This is a genomic window from Brachyspira hampsonii (assembly GCF_001746205.1).
Taxonomy (GTDB): domain Bacteria; phylum Spirochaetota; class Brachyspiria; order Brachyspirales; family Brachyspiraceae; genus Brachyspira; species Brachyspira hampsonii_B.
Map to the genome: position 1 here is coordinate 784,164 of NZ_MDCO01000012.1, position 21,667 is coordinate 805,830.

The 21,667-nt window shown below is 27.2% G+C and carries 22 protein-coding genes; 13 read left to right on the forward strand and 9 right to left on the reverse strand.

What is annotated here, in order from left to right; all coding sequences use genetic code 11:
- Nucleotides 1-137: 137 nt before the first annotated feature.
- The 3 genes from BFL38_RS12455 to BFL38_RS14975 all read left to right on the forward strand — a co-directional run bounded on the left by BFL38_RS12455 (nt 138) and on the right by BFL38_RS14975 (nt 3,108).
- Nucleotides 138-1,274, forward strand: coding sequence for a CdaR family transcriptional regulator (locus BFL38_RS12455; protein WP_069727331.1), 1,137 nt, complete (start codon nt 138-140; stop codon nt 1,272-1,274).
- A gap of 217 nt (nt 1,275-1,491) precedes the next feature.
- Complete coding sequence (locus tag BFL38_RS12460) at nt 1,492-2,988, forward strand: sodium-dependent transporter (RefSeq protein ID WP_069727332.1); 1,497 nt, start codon at nt 1,492-1,494, stop codon at nt 2,986-2,988.
- A 24-nt stretch (nt 2,989-3,012) separates the two neighbouring features.
- The gene (locus BFL38_RS14975) at nt 3,013-3,108 is read left to right on the forward strand and encodes a MetS family NSS transporter small subunit (RefSeq protein WP_142950341.1); all 96 of its coding nucleotides are present in this window, start codon (nt 3,013-3,015) and stop codon (nt 3,106-3,108) included.
- A gap of 77 nt (nt 3,109-3,185) precedes the next feature.
- Here the strand turns inward: BFL38_RS14975 and BFL38_RS12465 are convergent, their stop codons facing one another.
- From BFL38_RS12465 to BFL38_RS12480, 4 genes are all read right to left on the reverse strand, one after another.
- A complete protein-coding gene (locus tag BFL38_RS12465; protein ID WP_069727333.1) occupies nt 3,186-4,019 on the reverse strand; it encodes a hypothetical protein in 834 nt (277 codons plus the stop codon).
- Between the two features lie 26 nt (nt 4,020-4,045).
- Nucleotides 4,046-5,266, reverse strand: coding sequence for an AAA family ATPase (locus tag BFL38_RS12470; RefSeq protein ID WP_069727334.1), 1,221 nt, complete (start codon nt 5,264-5,266; stop codon nt 4,046-4,048).
- A 130-nt stretch (nt 5,267-5,396) separates the two neighbouring features.
- Nucleotides 5,397-6,107 carry a zinc metallopeptidase gene (locus tag BFL38_RS12475; RefSeq protein WP_069727335.1) on the reverse strand — a complete coding sequence of 237 codons (711 nt, stop codon included), beginning with the start codon at nt 6,105-6,107 and terminating at the stop codon, nt 5,397-5,399.
- Nucleotides 6,108-6,302: 195 nt separating this feature from the next.
- Nucleotides 6,303-7,277 carry a M28 family peptidase gene (locus tag BFL38_RS12480; protein ID WP_069727336.1) on the reverse strand — a complete coding sequence of 325 codons (975 nt, stop codon included), beginning with the start codon at nt 7,275-7,277 and terminating at the stop codon, nt 6,303-6,305.
- A gap of 292 nt (nt 7,278-7,569) precedes the next feature.
- Here BFL38_RS12480 and BFL38_RS12485 point away from each other — a divergent pair, with 292 nt between their 5' ends.
- Nucleotides 7,570-8,406: a flagellin N-terminal helical domain-containing protein gene (locus BFL38_RS12485; RefSeq protein WP_008722293.1), complete on the forward strand. Its 837-nt coding sequence runs from the start codon at nt 7,570-7,572 to the stop codon at nt 8,404-8,406.
- A gap of 453 nt (nt 8,407-8,859) precedes the next feature.
- Here BFL38_RS12485 and BFL38_RS12490 read toward each other — a convergent pair whose 3' ends face one another.
- Nucleotides 8,860-9,354, reverse strand: coding sequence for a tRNA (cytidine(34)-2'-O)-methyltransferase (locus BFL38_RS12490; RefSeq protein ID WP_069727337.1), 495 nt, complete (start codon nt 9,352-9,354; stop codon nt 8,860-8,862).
- Between the two features lie 152 nt (nt 9,355-9,506).
- On the opposite strand from BFL38_RS12490, the gene BFL38_RS12495 reads away from it, so the two are divergent.
- From BFL38_RS12495 to purN, 8 genes are all read left to right on the forward strand, one after another.
- Nucleotides 9,507-11,000, forward strand: coding sequence for a hypothetical protein (locus BFL38_RS12495; protein WP_069727338.1), 1,494 nt, complete (start codon nt 9,507-9,509; stop codon nt 10,998-11,000).
- A gap of 138 nt (nt 11,001-11,138) precedes the next feature.
- On the forward strand, nt 11,139-11,879 hold the full coding sequence (locus BFL38_RS12500) for a hypothetical protein (protein WP_069727339.1): 741 nt from the start codon (nt 11,139-11,141) through the stop codon (nt 11,877-11,879).
- A 28-nt stretch (nt 11,880-11,907) separates the two neighbouring features.
- Nucleotides 11,908-14,226, forward strand: coding sequence for a translation initiation factor IF-2 (infB, locus tag BFL38_RS12505; RefSeq protein ID WP_069727340.1), 2,319 nt, complete (start codon nt 11,908-11,910; stop codon nt 14,224-14,226).
- 125 nt (nt 14,227-14,351) lie between these two features.
- A complete protein-coding gene (locus BFL38_RS12510) occupies nt 14,352-14,852 on the forward strand; it encodes a hypothetical protein (RefSeq protein WP_256097267.1) in 501 nt (166 codons plus the stop codon).
- A gap of 19 nt (nt 14,853-14,871) precedes the next feature.
- Nucleotides 14,872-15,783: a hypothetical protein gene (locus BFL38_RS12515; protein WP_069727341.1), complete on the forward strand. Its 912-nt coding sequence runs from the start codon at nt 14,872-14,874 to the stop codon at nt 15,781-15,783.
- A 13-nt stretch (nt 15,784-15,796) separates the two neighbouring features.
- Nucleotides 15,797-16,462: a hypothetical protein gene (locus tag BFL38_RS12520; RefSeq protein ID WP_083249424.1), complete on the forward strand. Its 666-nt coding sequence runs from the start codon at nt 15,797-15,799 to the stop codon at nt 16,460-16,462.
- 108 nt (nt 16,463-16,570) lie between these two features.
- The gene (purM, locus tag BFL38_RS12525; RefSeq protein ID WP_069727343.1) at nt 16,571-17,584 is read left to right on the forward strand and encodes a phosphoribosylformylglycinamidine cyclo-ligase; all 1,014 of its coding nucleotides are present in this window, start codon (nt 16,571-16,573) and stop codon (nt 17,582-17,584) included.
- Nucleotides 17,572-18,132 (forward strand): phosphoribosylglycinamide formyltransferase, encoded by a 561-nt coding sequence (purN, locus tag BFL38_RS12530; RefSeq protein WP_069727344.1) that lies wholly within the window; start codon nt 17,572-17,574, stop codon nt 18,130-18,132. The genes purM and purN overlap by 13 nt, the downstream gene beginning before the upstream one ends.
- 223 nt (nt 18,133-18,355) lie before the next feature.
- Here purN and BFL38_RS12535 read toward each other — a convergent pair whose 3' ends face one another.
- The 4 genes from BFL38_RS12535 to BFL38_RS12550 all read right to left on the reverse strand — a co-directional run bounded on the left by BFL38_RS12535 (nt 18,356) and on the right by BFL38_RS12550 (nt 20,377).
- On the reverse strand, nt 18,356-18,874 hold the full coding sequence (locus BFL38_RS12535; protein ID WP_069727345.1) for a zf-HC2 domain-containing protein: 519 nt from the start codon (nt 18,872-18,874) through the stop codon (nt 18,356-18,358).
- Nucleotides 18,871-19,416 (reverse strand): RNA polymerase sigma factor, encoded by a 546-nt coding sequence (locus BFL38_RS12540; protein WP_069727346.1) that lies wholly within the window; start codon nt 19,414-19,416, stop codon nt 18,871-18,873. Before BFL38_RS12540 ends, BFL38_RS12535 begins: the two co-directional genes overlap by 4 nt.
- A gap of 21 nt (nt 19,417-19,437) precedes the next feature.
- Nucleotides 19,438-19,896: a Spy/CpxP family protein refolding chaperone gene (locus BFL38_RS12545; RefSeq protein WP_069727347.1), complete on the reverse strand. Its 459-nt coding sequence runs from the start codon at nt 19,894-19,896 to the stop codon at nt 19,438-19,440.
- Between the two features lie 82 nt (nt 19,897-19,978).
- Nucleotides 19,979-20,377, reverse strand: coding sequence for a hypothetical protein (locus tag BFL38_RS12550; RefSeq protein ID WP_069727348.1), 399 nt, complete (start codon nt 20,375-20,377; stop codon nt 19,979-19,981).
- Between the two features lie 151 nt (nt 20,378-20,528).
- Here BFL38_RS12550 and BFL38_RS12555 point away from each other — a divergent pair, with 151 nt between their 5' ends.
- Nucleotides 20,529-21,608 (forward strand): hypothetical protein, encoded by a 1,080-nt coding sequence (locus BFL38_RS12555; RefSeq protein WP_069727349.1) that lies wholly within the window; start codon nt 20,529-20,531, stop codon nt 21,606-21,608.
- Nucleotides 21,609-21,667: the final 59 nt, after the last annotated feature.

The following is a 21,667-nucleotide window of genomic DNA, read 5'->3' on the forward strand; positions in this document are numbered from 1 at the left end:
ATATATACCTAGCTTTTACTTTATATAGTATTTGCTAGGTATATATCATATTTTAAATTATAAATATTTTTTGTTTTTTTATATATAAAGTATAATTATGTGTTATTATAAAATATTAAAAAGTTTTAAGGTTATTTATGTATATAGATAATGAAATTGCTCAAAGATTATTAGATAAAATAATGAAGGTTATAGATTATGAAGTAAATATTAACATTATGAATGAGTATGGTGAGATTATAGCAAGCGGAGATAAAGAAAGAATAGGAAAAATACATTTAGGTGCTTTAGATGTTATTAAAAATGTTAAAAGTATGAATTATTTTAATTCTATAGATAATGATAAAGAAAGCAGCAGACCCGGCATTAATATGCCTCTTATGCTGAGTAATGAACTTATAGGTGTTGTAGGAGTTTCAGGCGATCCAGATGAAATAAAATTAATAGCAAATATTATTAAGATGACTACAGAAATGCTCATAGAAAGGGAAATAGATATTGATAAAAAAATCTTGAAGCAGACAAATTTGAATAATTATATATATAAAATTATCTCTAAAGAAAATTATAAATATCTGCCTTCTATTAATATATGGGCTGAAAATAATGGTTATTCTTTTGATATAGATAGAATGGTATGCTTAATCAAATTAAAACAAAATGATGAATATGATATAAAAAAGATATCTGAATATATAATGCAGAAAATAAAATTAATAAAATATTTTAGCAAGCAGGATATAATCTCTCATATTGGAAACAGACAATTTATTATAATAAAAAGTTTTGATAATAGTAAAGATAAAAATAAAATGATATCATTATTTTTTAAATATCTTAGAAAAGAAATAAAGATTGATATAAAGTTTTCTGTTATGTGCGGCTGCATGGTTAATAATTTAGAGGATATGCCTAATAGTTTTGAACAGGCTAATTTTTTATTTAATTATATAGAGTATACAAATAATGATATTTATTTTATTGAAGATTATATATTAGAATACATTATTTTAAATGAAGGTTATTTTTCTTCTTCTATGATATTAAAAAACATATTGAATTTTATTAATAAAAATTCAATATTTAAAGAAACTATAATAACTATCAGCAAAAATGATTTGAATATTAACAAAACCTGTGAAGAATTGGGTATACATAGAAATACAGTTTTGCATAGAATGAAAAAAATTAAGGAAATTTTAGGTATTGATCCTATTAAAAATCATAATGACAGAATAAAATTTTATATTGTAGCAACTTTATTAGAAAAATAATAAAGATATAATATTGTGAAATTATTAATGTTTTAAGTTCTTTTAGTTATTATATTATTTATAAAAAATTCTTATATCAAAAATAAAATATCTTATTTAAAAATAATTTTATGTGAAAAAATAAATTAAAAATTTCTATACAAAGTATTGATATTTTATTATTTTACATATATTATAAAAAATTTATAATGAAAAAAATAAAAATAAGGAGAGAAAGATGAGTCATCATCATCACAGAGGACAATGGGGAACTAGAGCAGGTTTTATATTGGCTGCTATAGGTTCTGCTGTTGGTTTAGGTAATATATGGCGTTTCCCATATATGGTTGCATCTAATGGTGGCGGTGCTTTTATGATAGTTTTCCTTATAGCTATGCTTACAGCTGGTATACCTATAATGATACTAGAATTTTCTATAGGGCATAAAACTCATAAAAGTGCACCCGGTGCTTTAAAAGCATTAAACCCTTCTTGGGAATGGTTGGGTTGGCTGCAAGTATTTACATGTTTTGCAATAGTTATTTATTATTCAGTCATTATTGCTTGGTCATTATCTTACGGACTATTTTCTATTCAAGGCTTAAAATGGGGAGCTGATACAGCTGGTTTTTTCACAAAAGAGTATTTAAAACTTCAAGATGGTTTTTCACTTGGTAATTTTAATATTGGCGTTGCTGTGCCTTTAATTATTGTTTGGGTTATAATATTGATCTCTGTTATTGGAGGAGTTAAAGACGGTATAGAAAAAGCAAATAAAATATTTATGCCTTTATTAGCTATATTGGTAGTAATTATTCTTATTAGAGGTATAACTTTACCTGGTGCTTTATCCGGTCTTGATTATATGTTCAAGCCTGACTTTTCTAAACTTACTAATCCTAAAATTTGGATAGATGCTTATGGTCAGGTATTCTACAGTATGTCTGTTGCTTTTGGTATAATGATAACTTATTCAAGCTATTTGCCTGATGATTCAGATATAGCAAATAATGCATTTATGACAGGTTTTGCTGATACTAGTTTCAGTTTATTTGCTGGTATAACAGTATTTAGTATAATAGGTTATATGGCTCATTCTCAAGGAAAAGAAGTTGCTGAAGTTGCTGGAAGCGGCGGTATAGGTTTAGCATTTATGGTATTTCCTGAAGCTATCAACTCTTTACCTGGTTTAAATGGAGTATTTGGATTAGTATTCTTTTTGGTGCTTTCATTTGCAGGTCTTACTTCTGCTATTTCACTTGCTGAGGTTGTTATATCTTCATTTATTGATAAATTCCATTTCAATAGAAAAAAAGTAAGTATAGTTATTATAATAATACAAGGTGCTATATCTATGGTATATGCTACAGGAAGCGGACTTTCTATACTTGATATAGTGGACGCTTTTGTAAACAATTATAATATTGTAGTAAGCGGACTTATAGAAATTATATTAGTTGCTTGGGTATATAAACTTGGATCATTTAAAGAAACTATCAATACAGTAAGTGAATTCAGAGTAGGTATTTGGTGGGATTTCTGTTTGAAATTCTTAACTCCTATATTCTTAGCTGTAATGTTATCATTGAAATTAATAAATGATTTCAAAACACCTTACGGAGGTTATCCTACTTGGGCTTTAATTGCTTTGGGTTGGTCTATGCCTGTTATAGCATTTATAGTTGGTATATTATTTGCTAAATTTAAAGACAGACAGCCTAATATACCTCATTAAATAAAATAAAAGGAGAAATTAATTATGGGATTAGATTCTGCTATATTTATGGGACTTAGCTTACTTGTTATATGGGGAGGCTTTGCTTTCTTTTTAGGAATAGCTGTAAGAAAAATGTAAATTTATAATTAGATTAAAAATGTTGCGGCATAGGCTTATTTTTTAAGTCTATGCTTTTTTATATGTTTTTTAATTTCTTATATAAATTCTTTTTCTATAAAGTTATCAAACTCTTTTTCTGTATAATAATTAATATCTTTAAGTATATAATTTTTTAAATTATTTATTCTAGGAAAGTTAATAAATGATGTATTTTGTTTAGCCTGTTTTTTAACATTATTCCAAATTTTGTTAGTTGAATTCTTTTTCTCATTATATACTAGTATATATATTGTATTATTTTTAGTAGATTCTATAATATTAGGCTTTAGTTCTTTTGATATATTTGATAATATAAAAATGCTATCATATATTTTTTCTTTTAGATCATTTTCTATATTAATATAATTTATATAACCGTCTAAATTAGCTTTAATAGTTCCATTAAATTTTGATTTAATATTGTTATTATTATCAATATCACTGCCATCTATATGTCCATTAAATGTAGATTTCACATATCCGGAAAATTTATTATTTTCTATAGTTCCATTAATATAGAACAAAATGCCATTAATATTTCCTTCAAAATTAGTATTAATATATTGATTTATATCAAGTTGTCCTTTTATTTCACCTTTCATTTTACCATTAAATTGTATAATATTATTTTTTAACTTGCCATTTTTAAATTCTATAAAATAATAATTTTCATTTGATATATAAAGTGCATCATTGGATTTAGTTAAATTTTCAATACAATATTTATTTTTATATTCTATAACAACTTTATCAAAATTAATTACATTAATTTTAGATTCAGTCATATATTGAATATTGTTTTTATTAGAAAAATCTTTAGATGTATTTTTTAAAGTATCTATGTTATTTTTTAATATATCAGGTAAATTATTTATTATATATTGTTCCATCAAAATTCCAATTTGTAAATTATTAATTAATTTTCTAATTCGTCTATGGGTTCTGCCATTTTAGCATATATGTCTTCTATGTTATCATTGACTAGTTTAAAATACGAATATTTATTTTTTATATCTGATAAATAATAATTAGTTTTTTCATCTATATCATGTTTTTTAGAATATTTCTCTATAGCCTGTAAAAAATATGGGCTATGTGTAGTTATTAATATATATATATTAAATATTTTTTGTAGTAGAACTATTATTTCGGCATAAAGCAGCTGCCATTTTGGATGAAGATGTATTTCAGGTTCATCTAAAATTAAAATATCTTCTTCTTTTAATGCATTTCTTTCTAACAACATTTTTATTATTGTAAAGGATTTTAATCCTGCTGATAAATTATGTACTGATATTGGTTCTATAAAAATTTCATCTTCTTCTAAATAGAATTCATCATCTTTTTCTATAATTTTTCCATTAATAACTTTTGATAGCTTATCATATATTTCATAGAGTTTTTCCTCTATTAAAATTTTATCAATTGTGTATGGTTCTTCTGTATACAAAACATTATTTATTAAATGAGATTCTATTATTGATAGTGAATATGGGTAATCATTCTTGTCAAGTGTAAAAGGATTATCTATTAGATAGATATTATTATTATAAGAATAATTTAAATTTGTATCTATACATTCATCATTTTTGAATTTAAACATCAAATCTTTTATATTAATTTCTGAAATGGAATCTTTTTCTATTCTACTGTTTATTTGATTATTAAATATTTCTTTATAATATTCTGAAAGTTTTTTATATGCTATTTTTTCATAAGATATATCAATGTACTCTTTAACTTTTAATGAGGTTTTTTCTAATAAATCTATAACTTCTTTATTTTCTATATCCGTATAATCTTTAATATTATCTAGTAATATATTATATATTTCTATATCTGGATCATTTATAGAATCAAATATTTTTTCTATGATGGCAGTATAACTTTTTTGTATTTTAATTCTATTTTTATATCTAAATATAATATTAAGCATACTTAAAATTTCTCTTCTTATAGAATGTTCTCTTGATAGAGATATTTCCTTTTCAAGATTATTAAAAGAATTGAAACAAGAAAATAAAATTTTTCCTATTGTACTTTTTCCTGTATTATTTTCACCAGCTATTACAGTAATACCTTCTATTTTTATGTTTGCTTCTTTTATTTTGGCGAATTTTTGTATACTTAATTCCATTATTTTAATTAACCTAAAATGTATATATTTTTTATAATTATATCATTTAATAATATTTATTCAAATATAATAATTTATCGCTTTTAATAAGAAAGGCATTATTAAAAAATAATACTTTTTTTATTTTTTATTAATCTCTTCTTCTTTGTGCTAACATTAAAAGTCTTAAAAGTGTAAGTATAGCAGTAATAGCAGCAGCAACATAAGTTAAAGCAGCGGCAGATAATACTTTCTTAGCTCCGTCAAGTTCTTCACTGTCTAAAAATCCGCCTTTATCCAAAATTTTTATAGCTCTGTTTGAAGCATCAAATTCTACAGGTAATGTAACAAGAGAGAAGAATACAGCAAATGCAAAAAGCAGAATACCCGCCATCATTATGTAGTATGAAAAACTTCCAGCCCCTCCTATCATAATACCTATAAGCACTAGATAAGGACCGAATTGATCTCCTATAGCACATAAAGGATAGAAACCATTTCTTATAGAAAGAGGAGCATATCCTCTGTTATGCTGTATAGCATGTCCTACCTCATGAGCCGCAACTCCTAAAGCGGCAACATCAGTACCGTCATAAACTCCAGAAGAGAGTCTTAATACTCTTGAAGAAGGATCATAATGATCTGTTAAAGTTCCGCCTATTCTTTCTACAGGAATATCTATTCCATATCCTTCTAAAATATATCTTGCAGTTTGTGCTCCTGTAATTCCCCTTTTATTTTCAACTCTGCTGTATTTAGCATAAGTGCTTTTTACCTTCATCTGAGCCCAGAAACCTAAAAGTATACCAGGAATTAGTATCCATATATATCCGAAATAATATTCAAAATATCCGCCAAACATATTAAAAAACCTCCTTAAAATTGATAATTAGTATTTTTCATATTAAATATATGATTAATTGCAATATATTATAACATTTTTCTATAACAATGTTAATAGTTTTAATGTAAAATAAATTTATATCAAAACTATATTTTAGATATTTGATAATCGTTTTTAATTATCGTTATAACATACTTATTATAAAAGCGAAAATTAATAAATTTTATCGGCGTTCTTTATAGAGTATTCTATAGTTTTTCCTACAGCCTCCAAAGTTTTTTTATCTAATTTATCTATAGTATCCTGCGATGTATGATGAAAAGGATATCCCATATCTATAACATCAATAAAAGGTATTTTCTCAATTAGAAATGGTGTATGATCATCTACTATAGTTCCATAGTGTTCATCAATAAAATATTCTCCGTATCCTAAATCGTTTGCATACTGCCAAACTTTATTATATATTGGAGAATAATATGTATGAGCAAAACTTTCATATTTGAATTTGGCATTTTTGCTTCCAACCATATCAAGAAGAATTCCAAATTTTATTTTTTGTTTATCGATTATTTTATCTCTTGTAATAACTTCATTTACGAATGCAATGCTTCCCTGTATCCAGTCAGTTTCTATTAATGAATTGCCTTCTACATCAAATAAATTTCCATCATCTTCCAAGTCAAATAGTATAAAGCATACACTGTAAGGCAAATCATTATAATTTTTTAAAGCCTTCATAAGTTCTAGTAATACTCCGCTGCTGCTTGCTCCGTCATTGGCCCCGCTTATAGGTTTATTTCTATTGAATTGTATAGGGTCTTTTTCTGCCACAGAACGGCTATCAAAATGACTTGTAATAATTACATAATCATCTGTCTTTCCTTTAAGAAATGCGTATATATTTTCTCCGTTTCTTTCTTTTATGTATGGTGCTTGAAAATTATGACTAAAAACTTCATAACCCATATTAGAAATTTCTTGTTTAAAAAACTCTCTTACCTTTTTATGAGCTTCGCTTCCGTAGTTTCTAGGTCCTAAATCAGTCTGAGCTTTTATATAATCGTATGCATTTTCAGCATTAAAATAGAAATTAGTATTTATTTTATTATCAGTATTTGCATTTGCACTGCTGCATGAATTAAGCATAAAAAGCATTATAATCATAGCTGTTGTTATAAATTTCATAGTTTTTTATTCCAAAAAATGATGTTATGCTATTAGATTTTAAAATAATAGTGTTAAAAAGTCAATGTTATTATATTAATATGCAGTAAATTGCCCTATCGGTATTTTTTTATAAAAAATTAGTCTTTACTTTTTTTTTAAAAGATATTATAATAGTATTATACTATGAAGTTAATATTATGCAGCTGTTTTGTAGGGGATGACTAAACAGCAATTAAAAGCATAATATTTTAAAGCTTTAGAAAAATAAAAATTACAAAAATATTTTAAGCACTATTCATGGAGGGTAGTTATGATTATCAACAATAATATTTCTGCATTAAATGCAAACAGACAATTGAATTTAACAGGAAATTCAATGACTAAAACAATAGCACAACTTTCTAGCGGTATGAGAATTAATACTGCAGGAGATGATGCTTCTGGATTAGCTGTATCTGAAAAAATGCGTTCACAATACCGTGGTTTACAACAAGCTACTAGAAATGCTCAAAACGGTATATCTTTCATTCAAACAACTGAAGGTTATTTAAATGAAACTACTAACATTATGCAAAGAATGAGAGAATTAGCTATTCAATCTGCTAACGGTATTTATTCTGACAGTGACAGAGCTTTAATTCAAGTAGAAGTTAACCAATTAGTAGCTGAAGTTGACAGAATCGCTTCTCAAGCTGAATTCAACAAAATGAACATGTTAACAGGTCGTTTCGCTGCTGATGCTCAAACTCCTATGACTTTCCACATCGGTGCTAATATGGATCAAAGAGTATCTGTTAATATAGGTGCTATGACTGCTGCTAACTTACAAGTTGGAGGAGATACTCCTATTTCTATTTCTTCTGTAGAAACTGCTAACCAAGCTTTAGGAAGAATAGATGAAGGTATACAAATGGTAGTAGCTCAAAGAGCTGAATTAGGTGCTGTTCAAAACAGAATGGAATCTATGGTAAAAAGTTTAATGATCGCTACTGAAAACACTATTGCTTCTGAAAGTGTTATCAGAGATGCTGATATGGCTCAAGCTATGGTTGCTTATACTCGTGAACAAATCTTACAGCAAACAGGTGCTGCTATGTTAGCTAATGCTAATATGAAAAACCAATCTATAATGAGAATTATTGGATAATTTGATTTAAGCGACTTATTACAAATGTAGATATAAAGCCCATTGGTAGAAATACTGATGGGCTTTTATTTTAATAATTTTTAAAAAACTGCATGATTTAAAGTTCTTTTTGGAGACTGTATAGCACATTTTTATGATAGTTTTATAATATTAAATTTATTAATATCTATATAGAATAATTATTCTATAAAAAACAATTTAATAAAATATAAAAATGAATTTTATTAATATTTGATTTTTTGTTTTATTTACAATCCCGCCCTATATACTTATTGCTTATTTTAGTATCTATAATTAATTAATTTTTTTAATTTTTTCTGCAATTATAAACCCCACCCTAAATTTAATTAGAATGAAAATATTATTACCGCACGCAGAATAAAATTTTATATTTTGAATTAATTAATAAAATAATATTAATTATATAAAAAAATTCATTAACCGTGCGTTAAATTAATTATTACTTAAAATAATATGCCTATATGCCTCATAAGCAACTATAGCCGCAGTATTTGATACATTTATGGAACGAATATTATCACTCATTGGTATATATACAGAGTTTTCTAAATCATTTTCCCATAATGATTCTCTAAGTCCTGTTGATTCTCTGCCGAATAGAAGTATATCATTATTCTGATATTCAAACTCATCGTATCTGTTTTTTCCGAACTTTGTAATTGGAACTATTCTTTTATTATTGCTATTACAGTAATCTAAAAATGTATTTTCATTTTCATGTTTTACTAATTGCAGATTCCACCAATAATCAAGTCCGGCACGTTTTACTTCTTTCGAGCTTATTATAAAAGAAGGTTTTGATACTATATGCAAAGGTATATTAAGTCCAACGCATAATCTTCCAATGTTTCCTGTGTTTGCAGGTATTTCCGGACGATATAATGCTATAGTTATATTAAAATTATCATTTATTTTTTTTTGAGCCATAATTTAATATTAAAATTATAAATTTATTTTTGTTTTATTCTAGTATAGATTGCATTTTTTTCAATATGTTTTATAACATCTATTGATTTTTTTTGTTTATAAGTTAAAGTAATAAAATGCTTATTTATATAAAATAAAATTAAGGGAAGAAAGTGAACAAAATAGAAGAATTTAACCAATCCACTTCCAAATATGAATTATATACTCATTTAAGCGAAAAAATAGTATCAGGCGAAATAAAAACATTTTCCGGAATTTTTACTTATGCTAAAAATATTAATTTTGAAAAAGTACATGACAGTAGGAAGATCTTAAAAGGCTTATTTGATCTTATACGAAAAATTTATTGGGGATTTTTTAACAATTTAGATAAAGAGCTTTATCCTAAATTATGGTCTCAGTTCGTTACAGAAAATCAAAAATATAATTTTGCAGGCGATTTAAAATTAAGTCTTTCAATAGCTGATATTTATATAGCAATGCTTGATATACATGGATATACTAAATTCTGCGAAGAAAATAAGAATAATCTTTCCAAAATGCATGCTTTAGATGATTTAATGCAAAATAAGGTAAGTGAAGTAACAAGATTCTATAATGTTATATCACATAGGAAGCAGGGCGATGAAATAATTATGGTCTGTCCTACAGCGACAGATGCTTTAAGTGCCACTATAGCTACAATCGGTGTTTTAAGTAAAAAAAGATTATTAACTGAATATCCAGGTGTAGATACAAGCGGACTTCCTGAGTTTAAAATCAGTGCTGGAATATCCGGCGGTAATACTAATAGTTCTTTGATTATCACAGAGGATGGGGATTTATCTGGTTTTTTAATAAATAATGCTGCCAGAATGCAGGCTAGAGCAAACACTTTAGCACCAAAAGAAAATAAAGTAATAGTAACTAAAAATTTGCAGTTTAACTTTTTAAAAGAAAACAGCAAAGTAAAAAGTGAAATATTTGAAAAAAATATTATCTCATTTTATGATAATGGTATGATATCATTTAAAGGTACTGATATTCCTATAGTTGAAGCGATATTCAATCCTGATGAGAAATATAAAGAGCAGTTTTTTAATGAAATGGAAGAGCTTGTAAAAAGCGTTAAGGGTAATTTATGGAAGCAGAGAATGTTTACAGCTATTTTAGATTTGATATCGAAAGTTGCTAAATCAATGCCTCCTTTTCAGATAGATGAAAAAGTTAATGATTATATATCTAGTTATACTAATGGTACTATATGCGATTTATGTGATAAGGCGAACGGGGCTTATGTAGTTAAAGAAAATTATAAAGAGGCTATAGATACTTTTGCTTTGATTATTAAGCTGCTTAAAACTATTCCAGATTTTGATAAGATGGTTTTAGAATATGCTGAGAGTATTTGTGCAGGATATGAAAAGGTTTTGCCTATATATGATGTTGTTATAAAGAAAGATATAGAGGCTAATATATCTGAAATTTTCCCTGCTAATCATATATCAATATTTCAGAATGTTCAGAAGGCTAATGAAACTTATAATAAATTAATGAATATTGCTATGAGCAGTAAAACTTTAAAGAGAAGAAAATCTATATGGTACGGAATATTAGAAAAAGAACTTCCTAATTTAGTAATTAATATGTATTCCGGAAAAAAATAGCATTTATTTATTTTTTTATAATTAATTATTTTTATTAGTTTATGTATGTAAATTTTATATGTTTTTTACTTGCAGAAATATTTATATATGATACACTATACTATTATTAAATTGTTTTTTTTATTTTAAGGAGTATTTATGAGTTTGAAAAACTTGAAGAAATTAATATTGATAATATCATCATTTGCTATAATAGCTTGCTCTCAGAATCAAGGCGGAGTAAGCAGCTCAAAAACCCCATCAGATTCTTTGTCTTATTTAAATGGCGGAGCAGGAGATTGGGTTTTAAAAGTAGATGATTTTACTATTAATCAAACTAATTTTACTAAAGATTTAGAGGCTTCTTTAGTACTTCAAGGTGCTACAACTGAACAAATAGCTATGTATGCTAATGATGCTAATACTAAACAATTATATGCAGATCAGTTGATAAATTCTATTTTATTATTAAATAAGGCAGAAGAAGAAAAATTCTTTGAAACAGAAGAAGCTAAAGATTTTATTAATCTTTCAATCAGAAATATAAAGTTTCAATATTATGTAACAAAACTCATGGCAGATGCTTCTAAAAATATACCAGATCCTACCCCTGAACAGGCTCAGGCTTTTTTTGAACAGGCTAAAGATCAATTAACTCAAATGTACGGCATTACAGCATATAATACAGAAACAGCTCCTTATATTGCTCAATTATACAAAAATGCTTATGCACAGCAATTAGTAGAAAGAGATATACAAGATCTAAAAGATAAAGCAGTAATAGAAAGAAATACTGCAGTTTTAGGAGAAGCAAGCATACTTCCTCCTCAAATAGGAGACACTAATAATGCTGCATTGCCTCAGCAAACTAATAATTTATTACCAAGAACAAATAATTAAAATTTAATATTAATGGGAAAGGAAAAGAATGTCTCAAAAAAATGAGAATAATGAAAAAAATTTAAATCAGGAAAGTTCTGCAGCTGATAATAAACCTAAAGTTATTATAAAAAAAAATAATGCATCTAATAACAATAATGATGATAATCAAGCTGCAGCAGCTGTTAAGAAAGTAAAAAAAGTTATAGTAAAAAAGAAAATAATAATACATAATAAATCTGATAAGCCTTATGCTCAGAAACAGGATAATAATAATAACAATACTCCTGAAAAAAATAATATAGCAAAAGAAAATAGAGATAATAAAGAATCAAAAGGTAAACATTATTCTCATAATAGGGATAATAAAGATTTTAAAGAAAGTAAATCATATAAAGATTCTCCTGCTATAGAAGTTCCTGTAGAAGATGTATCATCATTCAAGAAAGATAATAAAAAAGATAATAAGAAAAGAGATTACGATAAAAAAGATAAAGAATACGATAAGAAATCATCTCAAAAAGATTCTAAAGCAGAAGCAGTTCAAAGGCAGGAAAATAAGATATTTAATAAACTTCAGGCTAAAAAACGTCAGCAGGAACAAAGACTTGCAAGTGTTGAAAAAGAAATCAGCATAATGGAAACAATTACTGTAGGCGATTTAGCTAAAAAGATGAATTTAAGAGCTTCTGACATAATATCCAAACTTATGGGTATGGGTACTATGGCTAGAGTTAATGATATAATTGATTCTGATACAGCTACAATTATAGCAGATGATTTTGGATGTAAAGTTAATGTTATATCTTTGCAGGAAGAGGCTACTATAGAAGTAAAAGAAGATAGAGAAGAAGATTTAAAACCTCGTCCTCCTGTTGTAACAATAATGGGTCATGTTGACCATGGTAAAACTTCTCTTCTTGATGCTATAAGACATAGTAATATTACATCAAAAGAAAGCGGCGGAATAACTCAAAATATAGGTGCTTACAAGGTAAAAATGCCTAGCGGTGAGATAGCTTTTATTGATACTCCCGGACACGCAGCATTCACTATGATGAGAGCTAGAGGAGCAAAAAGTACAGATATAGTAATACTTGTTGTTGCTTCAGATGACGGAGTTATGCCGCAGACAATAGAAGCCCTAAATCATGCTAAAGAGGCTAATGTACCTATAATAGTTGCGGTTAATAAAATGGATTTGCCTAATGCTACTATGGATAAGGTAAAAGCAGCATTGTCTGAATACGGACTTACCCCAGAAGAATGGGGAGGAGATACTCAGTATATAGGTGTTAGTGCTTTAACTAAACAGGGTATTAATGAATTATTAGAAGCTATTATACTTCAGGCAGAAATGCTTGAATTAAAGGCTAATCCTAATAGAGAGGCTATTGGTATAGTTTTAGAGGCCTCACTAGATCAGGGAAGAGGACCTGTAGGTACTGTACTTGTTCAAAATGGTACTCTAAAAATCGGAGACTATTTTGTATGCGGTCTTTCTGTAGGTAAAGTTAGAGCTATGGTTAATGATTTGGGTCAGAGAGTTACAAAGGCTTTGCCTTCTACTCCTGTTGAGGTTTTAGGATTTGAAAAAACTCCTGAGGCTGGAGAGTCATTTAATGTTATGCTTGATGAAAAAGAAGCTAAGGCTATAGCTGATAAGAGAGTTCAGTTAAAACAGCAGGAGGCTTTGAAGGCTAATGTTAAAGTTACTTTGGAAAACCTTTATGAGAAAATAGCTTCTGATGCTATGAAAGAGTTTAAGGTTATAATAAAAGCTGATGTTCAGGGAAGTGCTGAGGCTTTGAGAGATGCTTTAAGTAAAATACAAAGTGATAAAATAAGATTTGTTTCAATATATAGTGCATCAGGTGCCGTTACCGAAAGCGATGTAAACTTAGCTCATGCATCTAATGCTATTATTATAGCTTATAGAGTTCGTCCTTCAGGAAAGGCCAAAGAATTAGCTGAAAAACTCGGCATACCTATAGAAAGATATGATATAATCTATGAAGCAATAGAAGCTATTCAGAATGCTATGAAAGGTTCTCTTGAAAGAATTAAAAAAGAAGTTGATATTGGTACTGTTGAGGTGAGAGATGTATTCCATGTACCTAAAGTTGGTACTATTGCCGGATGTTATGTAACTAGCGGAAAAATAGAAAGAAATGCCGGTGTAAGAGTCATGAGAGATAATGTACTTATTTATACAAGCAAAATTTCTAGCTTAAGAAGAATTAAAGATGATGTTAAAGAAGTTGCAAGCGGTTATGAATGCGGTGCCTCTATAGAAAATTTTAATGATATTAAGAAAGGCGATTTACTTGAGATATTTAAGATTGAGGAAATAGCTCAGGATTTATAAAATATTGTTAAAGTATATTCTTATATTGTTGAAATTTATTTTATTTATTTTATCATTATACAAAATAATAGTTTATGTTAGGATTAGATATAAAATTATATGCAGTTCTTTTTTCGCTGTTAATTATGTTAATGGTTTCATGTACAAAAAATACAGGAGTTATTGTAACTAATCCCTATTCTAATTTGGTTCTAGATAAAATTAGATATGGTAATTTTAAAGGTGTAAGTTTAGATGGTAATACATTAACTATAACAGGAAGTCAAAATAATAATAATGGAACCTATCAATATTATGATTACTTTTTATCATTATTTTCTATGTTTAAAGATGGAAATGGAAATACTTTATTAGTAGTTCCATTAGGTGAAAAAGTTAATATAGTTAAGGTTAAGCAAGAAGGATTGGAGCTATTGCAGCTTCTTATGAATTCGAATAATCCCGAATATAAAAAAGTTTTAGGCAATTTATCTAAGCAGGCTATGGAAAATAATGGTCAAATAGATACTACTAAAACTGATGAAATATTTAAAGGTGTTAATTTACCTGAAACTGAACGTAATAAATTAGAGGATTTGTTAATAAAATCTAAGGATGATTTTATTAGCAGTGAATCTATAATATAATTTTTAAAGTATAATCAATATGAAAAAGTTTTTAATAATATTTTTTATTTTTATTTGTTCAATTCATACGGGATTTTCTAAGGGGCTTCCTTTATCTACAGAAGTTACAGGAGAAGATTACAGTTGGATAAAGGGAAGACAGATGATAAGTTTCAATCTCAATCCCGGTATTACAGTATTCACTCCTATGATTTTGGACACAATTTTTAAACATGGAAGGCATACAGTAGGTATGTTTGGAGCAGATCTAGGAAGTACAGGAGAATATTTACAGTATGTTAGCCTTGATGCTTTTGGCTGGTATATACCTTCTATTGAATATTCATTGTTTGTACATAATCAAATATCTGTTAGTGCCGGTATCGGATTATATGGAAGTGAATACTCTTTTAATATTAGCAAAGATAATGCGATTAAATTACTGCGAGATATTAAAGGATTAGATTTTGATTTATCTACTATTGTTGTAGGTGATACTAAATTTAATGCTTCTTTTGTAATTATGCCTGTTACATTCGGAGTGAAATTTTACGGTAAAAAAAGGCAGTTTTACAATCATTTTCGTTTGGCTATAGATGCATTTTTTTATGATATTCAAACGGAAAATGGTATCACTGGTGTTAAGGCAAGGCAGTCGGTAGCAGACGCTTCTGTTTATATTTCTTATGAAATTGGATGGAATATAGAATTATTTCCTACAAGAGAATGGAGAGTTAAGCCTACTATTGATATAGGATTGTTAGAGATAGGATATTATGTAAGACCTTGGGGAGAGAATATGGCTAATGCTTTGGCAGGAAATTTGCTGTATTTTTTTGCTGGAGGAATTTCAGGTAATTTAAACGTTTCTAATATGCCTGATTGGTCTAAAACATTACTTAATTTCAGAATAGCTTTATTTCCAAGAATAGGTTTTAGCATAAGGTTTTAACGGATATTTGATTATGAAAAAGGTTATAATATTTATATTATTATTTAATTCTTTAATTTATGCAGCAAATTATGAAAATGCTAGGCATGCTGTTGGTATAGATTTTGGCACTACAATATTTTCTGCTGCTACTTTGCCTGGTATAGCAAATTCAATATTCAAGCCTCAAAATGGAGCGACTGAACATTTGTTTAAAGGAGGATTTGGTATAGCATTTACATATAACTATGCATATTTACCAAAACAGGCTATAGATGCTTTTTTTGGAATATATAGTTTTAATGCTCATTATAATGGCACTATAACTGTTAATGGAGCAAGCAGTTATCAAAAAATATATAATGCTGATGTTGTTGTTATACCGTCATCTATAGGGGTGAGATTTTATTTTAATAAAAGTAATAGAGATAATGGTTTTTTCCTTCTTCCTAAGGTTGGTATGAATATATTTGCTGTTAAAGGGAAAGATTATGCGGCAAATAAAGAAACTTTAAGTGCTATAGTAAATTTTTATATATCTGGTGAGATGGGATTTAAGATAGATATGTTTACAAAAATGGGGGCAAATTGGCCTGTTCGTCCTTTTATTGATATATCTTTATTAGATTTGGGGTATTCATTTAATCATACTATAAGATTTGCACTACTTCCTAGATTGGCTATTGGTATAACATTCTAATAATAGTTTCTAAGCAAATAAAAAAATTTTTCTTGTAAATATATAAAATATTGGTATACTTAGTAGACATTTTTTCTATTATTAAATTCTAAAATAAGGAAATTATTTATGGGAGTTTCTTATAAAGACAGCGGAGTCAGCAGAGAAGAAGGCTATAAAGCTGTAGCTCTGATGAAAGAAGTTGTATCTAAAACTATGCATTCAAATGTACTTAATAATATAGGAAGTTTCGGTGCTTTGTATGAACTTGGTAAATATAATAATCCTGTACTTGTATCAGGAACTGACGGAGTGGGAACTAAATTAGAGATAGCATTTTCTATGAAGAAGTATGATACTGTTGGAATAGATGCTGTTGCTATGTGCGTTAATGATGTGCTTTGTCATGGTGCTAAGCCGATTTTCTTTTTAGATTATCTTGCTTGCGGAAGATTAAATGGAGAGACAGCTGCTTTAATAGTAAAAGGTATAGCAGACGGATGTTATGATGCGGGGGCTGCTTTAATAGGCGGCGAAACTGCGGAAATGCCGGGTTTTTATAAAGACGGAGATTATGATATAGCTGGTTTTTGTGTTGGTGTTGTGGAGAAAGATAAAATTATTGACGGCTCTAAAGTCAGCGAGGGCGATTCTATCATAGGTATTGCATCTTCAGGATTTCATAGTAATGGATTTTCTTTGATAAGGAAACTTGTACGAGATTACAATGCTGTATATGAAGGTGAAAAAATAGGAGAAACTCTTTTAATACCTACTAAAATATATGTAAAAAAAGTTTTGCCTTTATTAGAAAAATATAATATTAAAGGCATGGCACATATTACAGGCGGCGGTTTAATAGAAAATGTTCCGCGTTCTGTTGCTAAGGGATACAAAGCTGTAATTAAAAAGGATAGTTTTAATACTCCTAATATATTTAATTATATTCAGTATTTAGGTAATATAAAAGAAGAAGAGATGTATAATACTTTTAATATGGGGATTGGATTTGTTATAATAGCTTCTAAAGAGGATAAAGATAATATTATAAATGATTTGAAAGAACAAAATGAATCTGCTTATGAAATTGGGTATATTGCTAAAAATGATAATGAGGATAAGAGTGATATATGCTTAGAGTAGCTGTTTTAATTTCGGGCGGAGGAAGTAATTTAAAATCTTTGATAGATGCTCAGGATAATGATTATTATAAAATAGATATAGTTATTGCTGATAGGGATTGCGGGGGATTGAATATTGCCGAAAATGCTGGAATAAAAGCTTTATTATTAGATAGAAAAATATACAAAAAAGATTTATTTAAAAAAATAGATGAAAAACTTTCTAATATAGATTTAGTTGTGTTAGCTGGATTTTTATCAATAGTAGATAGTGATTTTATAAAAAAATGGGAAGGAAAAATTATTAATATTCACCCATCTCTTCTTCCTAAATATGGCGGAAAGGGAATGTATGGTATTCATGTGCATGAGGCAGTAATTGCAAATAAGGAAAAGGAATCAGGATGTACTGTTCATTATGTTACTGATACTATAGACGGAGGGGATATTATAATGCAGGCTAAAGTATCTGTAAAAGAAGATGATACTGCTGATATTTTACAAAAAAGAGTATTAGTAGAAGAACATAAATTGCTTCCTACTACTGTGAAAAAACTTTCTAAAATATGATTTAAAATAATGTTGAATTTATTCTAATTCTCCACCCTTTATATTTATTGTTATTATCATAAATATAGTTATTATTGTTTTTTTAATCCTCTAAGAAAAAGCAATGCCCGCCCAAGTTATGATTAGATTGAAAGCGGTATTAAACGCATGTATAATTGTTTTTAATAATATTGTGCTATTATGAATTACAAACTTTTTATATTTTTTGTCTATTTAACATGCGTTATTTACCCATATAATAAATATATGCAGACATTATAGAGATTTCTGAATTATTATCATCTAATGAATCATTTTCATCATCAATATCGCTATATGTAAAATAGCTTGATAAAGGTGCATAATCTTCTTGTGTATTATAATCATCTGCACTAGTTGTTATTACAGAATTGTTATTCATATCAGAAGCCATTAATGTTGGGGTATCATCTGAATTGCTTGTAATATTATTATTATTGTTATATATTGCACTAACAGCTCCGAATATGAGTAAAGCAGCCGCTATTGAACTTATAGATGCTATGACTCTCTTTTTATTAAATATACTTACAGGCTTTTTATCAATTTTTATATTTGATTTTCCTAGAAGTATAGATGACATAGAATTTAATTCATCTTTGAATTTCTGACAAGATTTGCAAGAAGCTAAATGTTTCTCCATTTCAAAGATTTCATTAGCATCTAAATCATTGTCCTTATATCTGCTAATAAGCATTTCATAATATTCATGATTATTTTTCATAAGCTCACCCCCATTTTTTTCATAATAGCCAAAAGTTTTTTTCTAGCTCTGAATATTCTGGTTCTAACAGTATTAACCGGCAGATCCAATTTTTCAGATATTTCATTGTAAGAATAATTTTCGTATTCAGCCATCATAAGCGGAATTCTAAAATCATCTTCCAATTTTTCCAATGCCTCAGCCAATATGATTCTATGTATGCTGTCGTCATTTCCAGATTCCTGTACTTCAGAATTTCTATATTCTTTTAAGCGGTATTTTTTTTCTCTTTCTTTTTTTCTTATATGATCAACAGCTCTGTTAAAAGAAACTCTATAAAGCCAAGTATATATTTTACTTCTGCCCTCAAAACTTTCTCTTTTTATATAAAAACTTACAAAAACATCCTGTACAATTTCTTCTGCCTCATCTTTATTAGAAATGATAGAATAAACCAAATTGAATAATGGTTTTTTATACATTTCTATAAGCTCTTTGTAAGCTTCCTCATTACCTGTTTTGAATGCATCTATATTATCTTCGTAAGCCATAGCACTGCTCATATTTATCCTTATAAAAATTTCCTATCTCATCATACGGCTGTTTAGCTGAGCTTTTTGCTCTGGAGTAAGAACATCTATAATATCTAAATCTCTGACTATTCTTAAATAATCTCTTAAAGCTTCCTGCTCTTTTTTCTGTCTTATCAGATTTTTAATTACTTCTCTGTTAGTATTATCTTTCATTAATTCTAATCTTATACTGTTATCAATTCTTTCTATTTCTAATCTTATAGGTTCTTCTTCTGTGATGAATCTGATGGCTATATCATACATTCTATCAGCTTGTTCTTCAGTTAGAATTATACCAATTTTTCTAAAAAATTGTAAAGGATCATGTCCTAATCTTTTATCAAATTCTCCGCCTCTTCTGTTTCTTCCATATCCAGGACCATGAGGACCAGGACCTTTAGGTCCCGGTTGTGCCAAAATTGACAAAGATAACAATAATATCAACGATATAGTATAAAATATTTTATTCATAAACTCTCCTCACCGCTCCATAATTTTTAATATTATATTATCTTTTCCTTATTAGACGAAATTATTATATAAAAAGTTCCCTCTATTTTCTAAAAATAATATAATATTTTATCCTTTTTATCTCATTATCTGAAAATAATGACAATATATCCAAGTCGCATGACATTATAGTATAATCAAAATCGGCTTCTTTTTCTTTTTTCTCAAATATTAATTTTTTTATATTATCCAAATTTATATCTTCTTTTTTAAACTCATCATTTATTTTCATATTGATTTCATTTAATTCATTTAAAATCTTTCTTACATCTTTCAAGTATCTTTTTATGATTGAATTTATAGTATATTTTTTTTCTAAACTTACATCTATTCCGGCATCAGTCAATATTTTAATAGAAGTATCATCTATTATGAAATTTTCATCGGCATATAAATTATATATATTAAAAATTAATAAAGCAGCAATTATTATTTTTTTCATATAAACTAAACCTCTAAAATTAGTTGGTTTATCTTTTAGACGAACTAGTTATTAAAAAGTTCCTAAAAATGATTTTATATTTTACACTTTAAAAAATAAAGTATTTATATTATAATAAAATTAATATATTTTTATGTAATTTGGATAGCTAATGTATAAAATAATTTCTTTAGATGAAAAATTAAAAATAATAAAATTTCTTTATGATAATAAAAGCAATGATATAAATGCTATGTTTTCACTTATGAAATATATAAAATCTAAAATAAATGCAAAAATAGAAGAATCAGAGGAAGGTTTTTTATTATACAATGATGAAAAAAAATATTTATTTTATATATCAAATAATGATGCTATATGTATAAAAGTGATTATGCATGATGATAGAGTTGCCTTTACAAATTTTAAATATATGGAAAGAGAGTTTAAAAGTTATATAGATGAAATTAATACATTGCTTGCAAAAGAGAAGATAGAAAATATCAATAATTCAATAAAGAATAATATGTGGATTGATTTTATGATTTCTAGTTATGAATATAATCTTCATATAGTAGGCGGAAATGATTTAAGTTTGGGGCATATTGCTGAGATAATTTTTAAAAATGCCTCTTTTGTGCAATGCTCAAAATATTTTAATGCATGCCCTAATGAGTATGATGTATTTTATTTATGCTCTAATGATGAGATTGAAGATATCATTAAAAAATATAAAAATGTAATCAATGGTAAATATTCCATTATGGTAAAAATTAAAGCTGATGATATGAACAGTTATTTTTATATAGCATGCGATGGAATAGATTTTATTTATAAAGAGGTAGTATATGATTATGATTTTACATCTCTTTATAGTTCGGATAAAGAAAACATCATAAAGAAATATGATCTAATAAAAGAGGGGGGATCTTGGTATCAGGAAAAAGAAAACTCGCATAAAACATTAATATTTACAGATAAGTTTTTAAATAGAAATGATACCATAGGGATATTATTTAGAATATATAAATTATGTTTTGCTAAAGTTAAATATTTTAGAACTTATATATTTAAATTTGAGCCTTATAAATATGATTATAAGAAAGGTTTTATAGCAACGGAACTTTGGGATGCTGAGTTTTTTAAACATATTGATTCCGGATATATGCTTGATTTAAGATATTTGCAGTCTATAAAAGTTTATGAAGATTTTCTAAAATTATGTGATGAATTAGAATCTTTTGAAAAATAGAGTAATTATTTTGACAAAAAATAGTTAGTCTTGAAACTTTTTTTATAGTTATTCGTCTA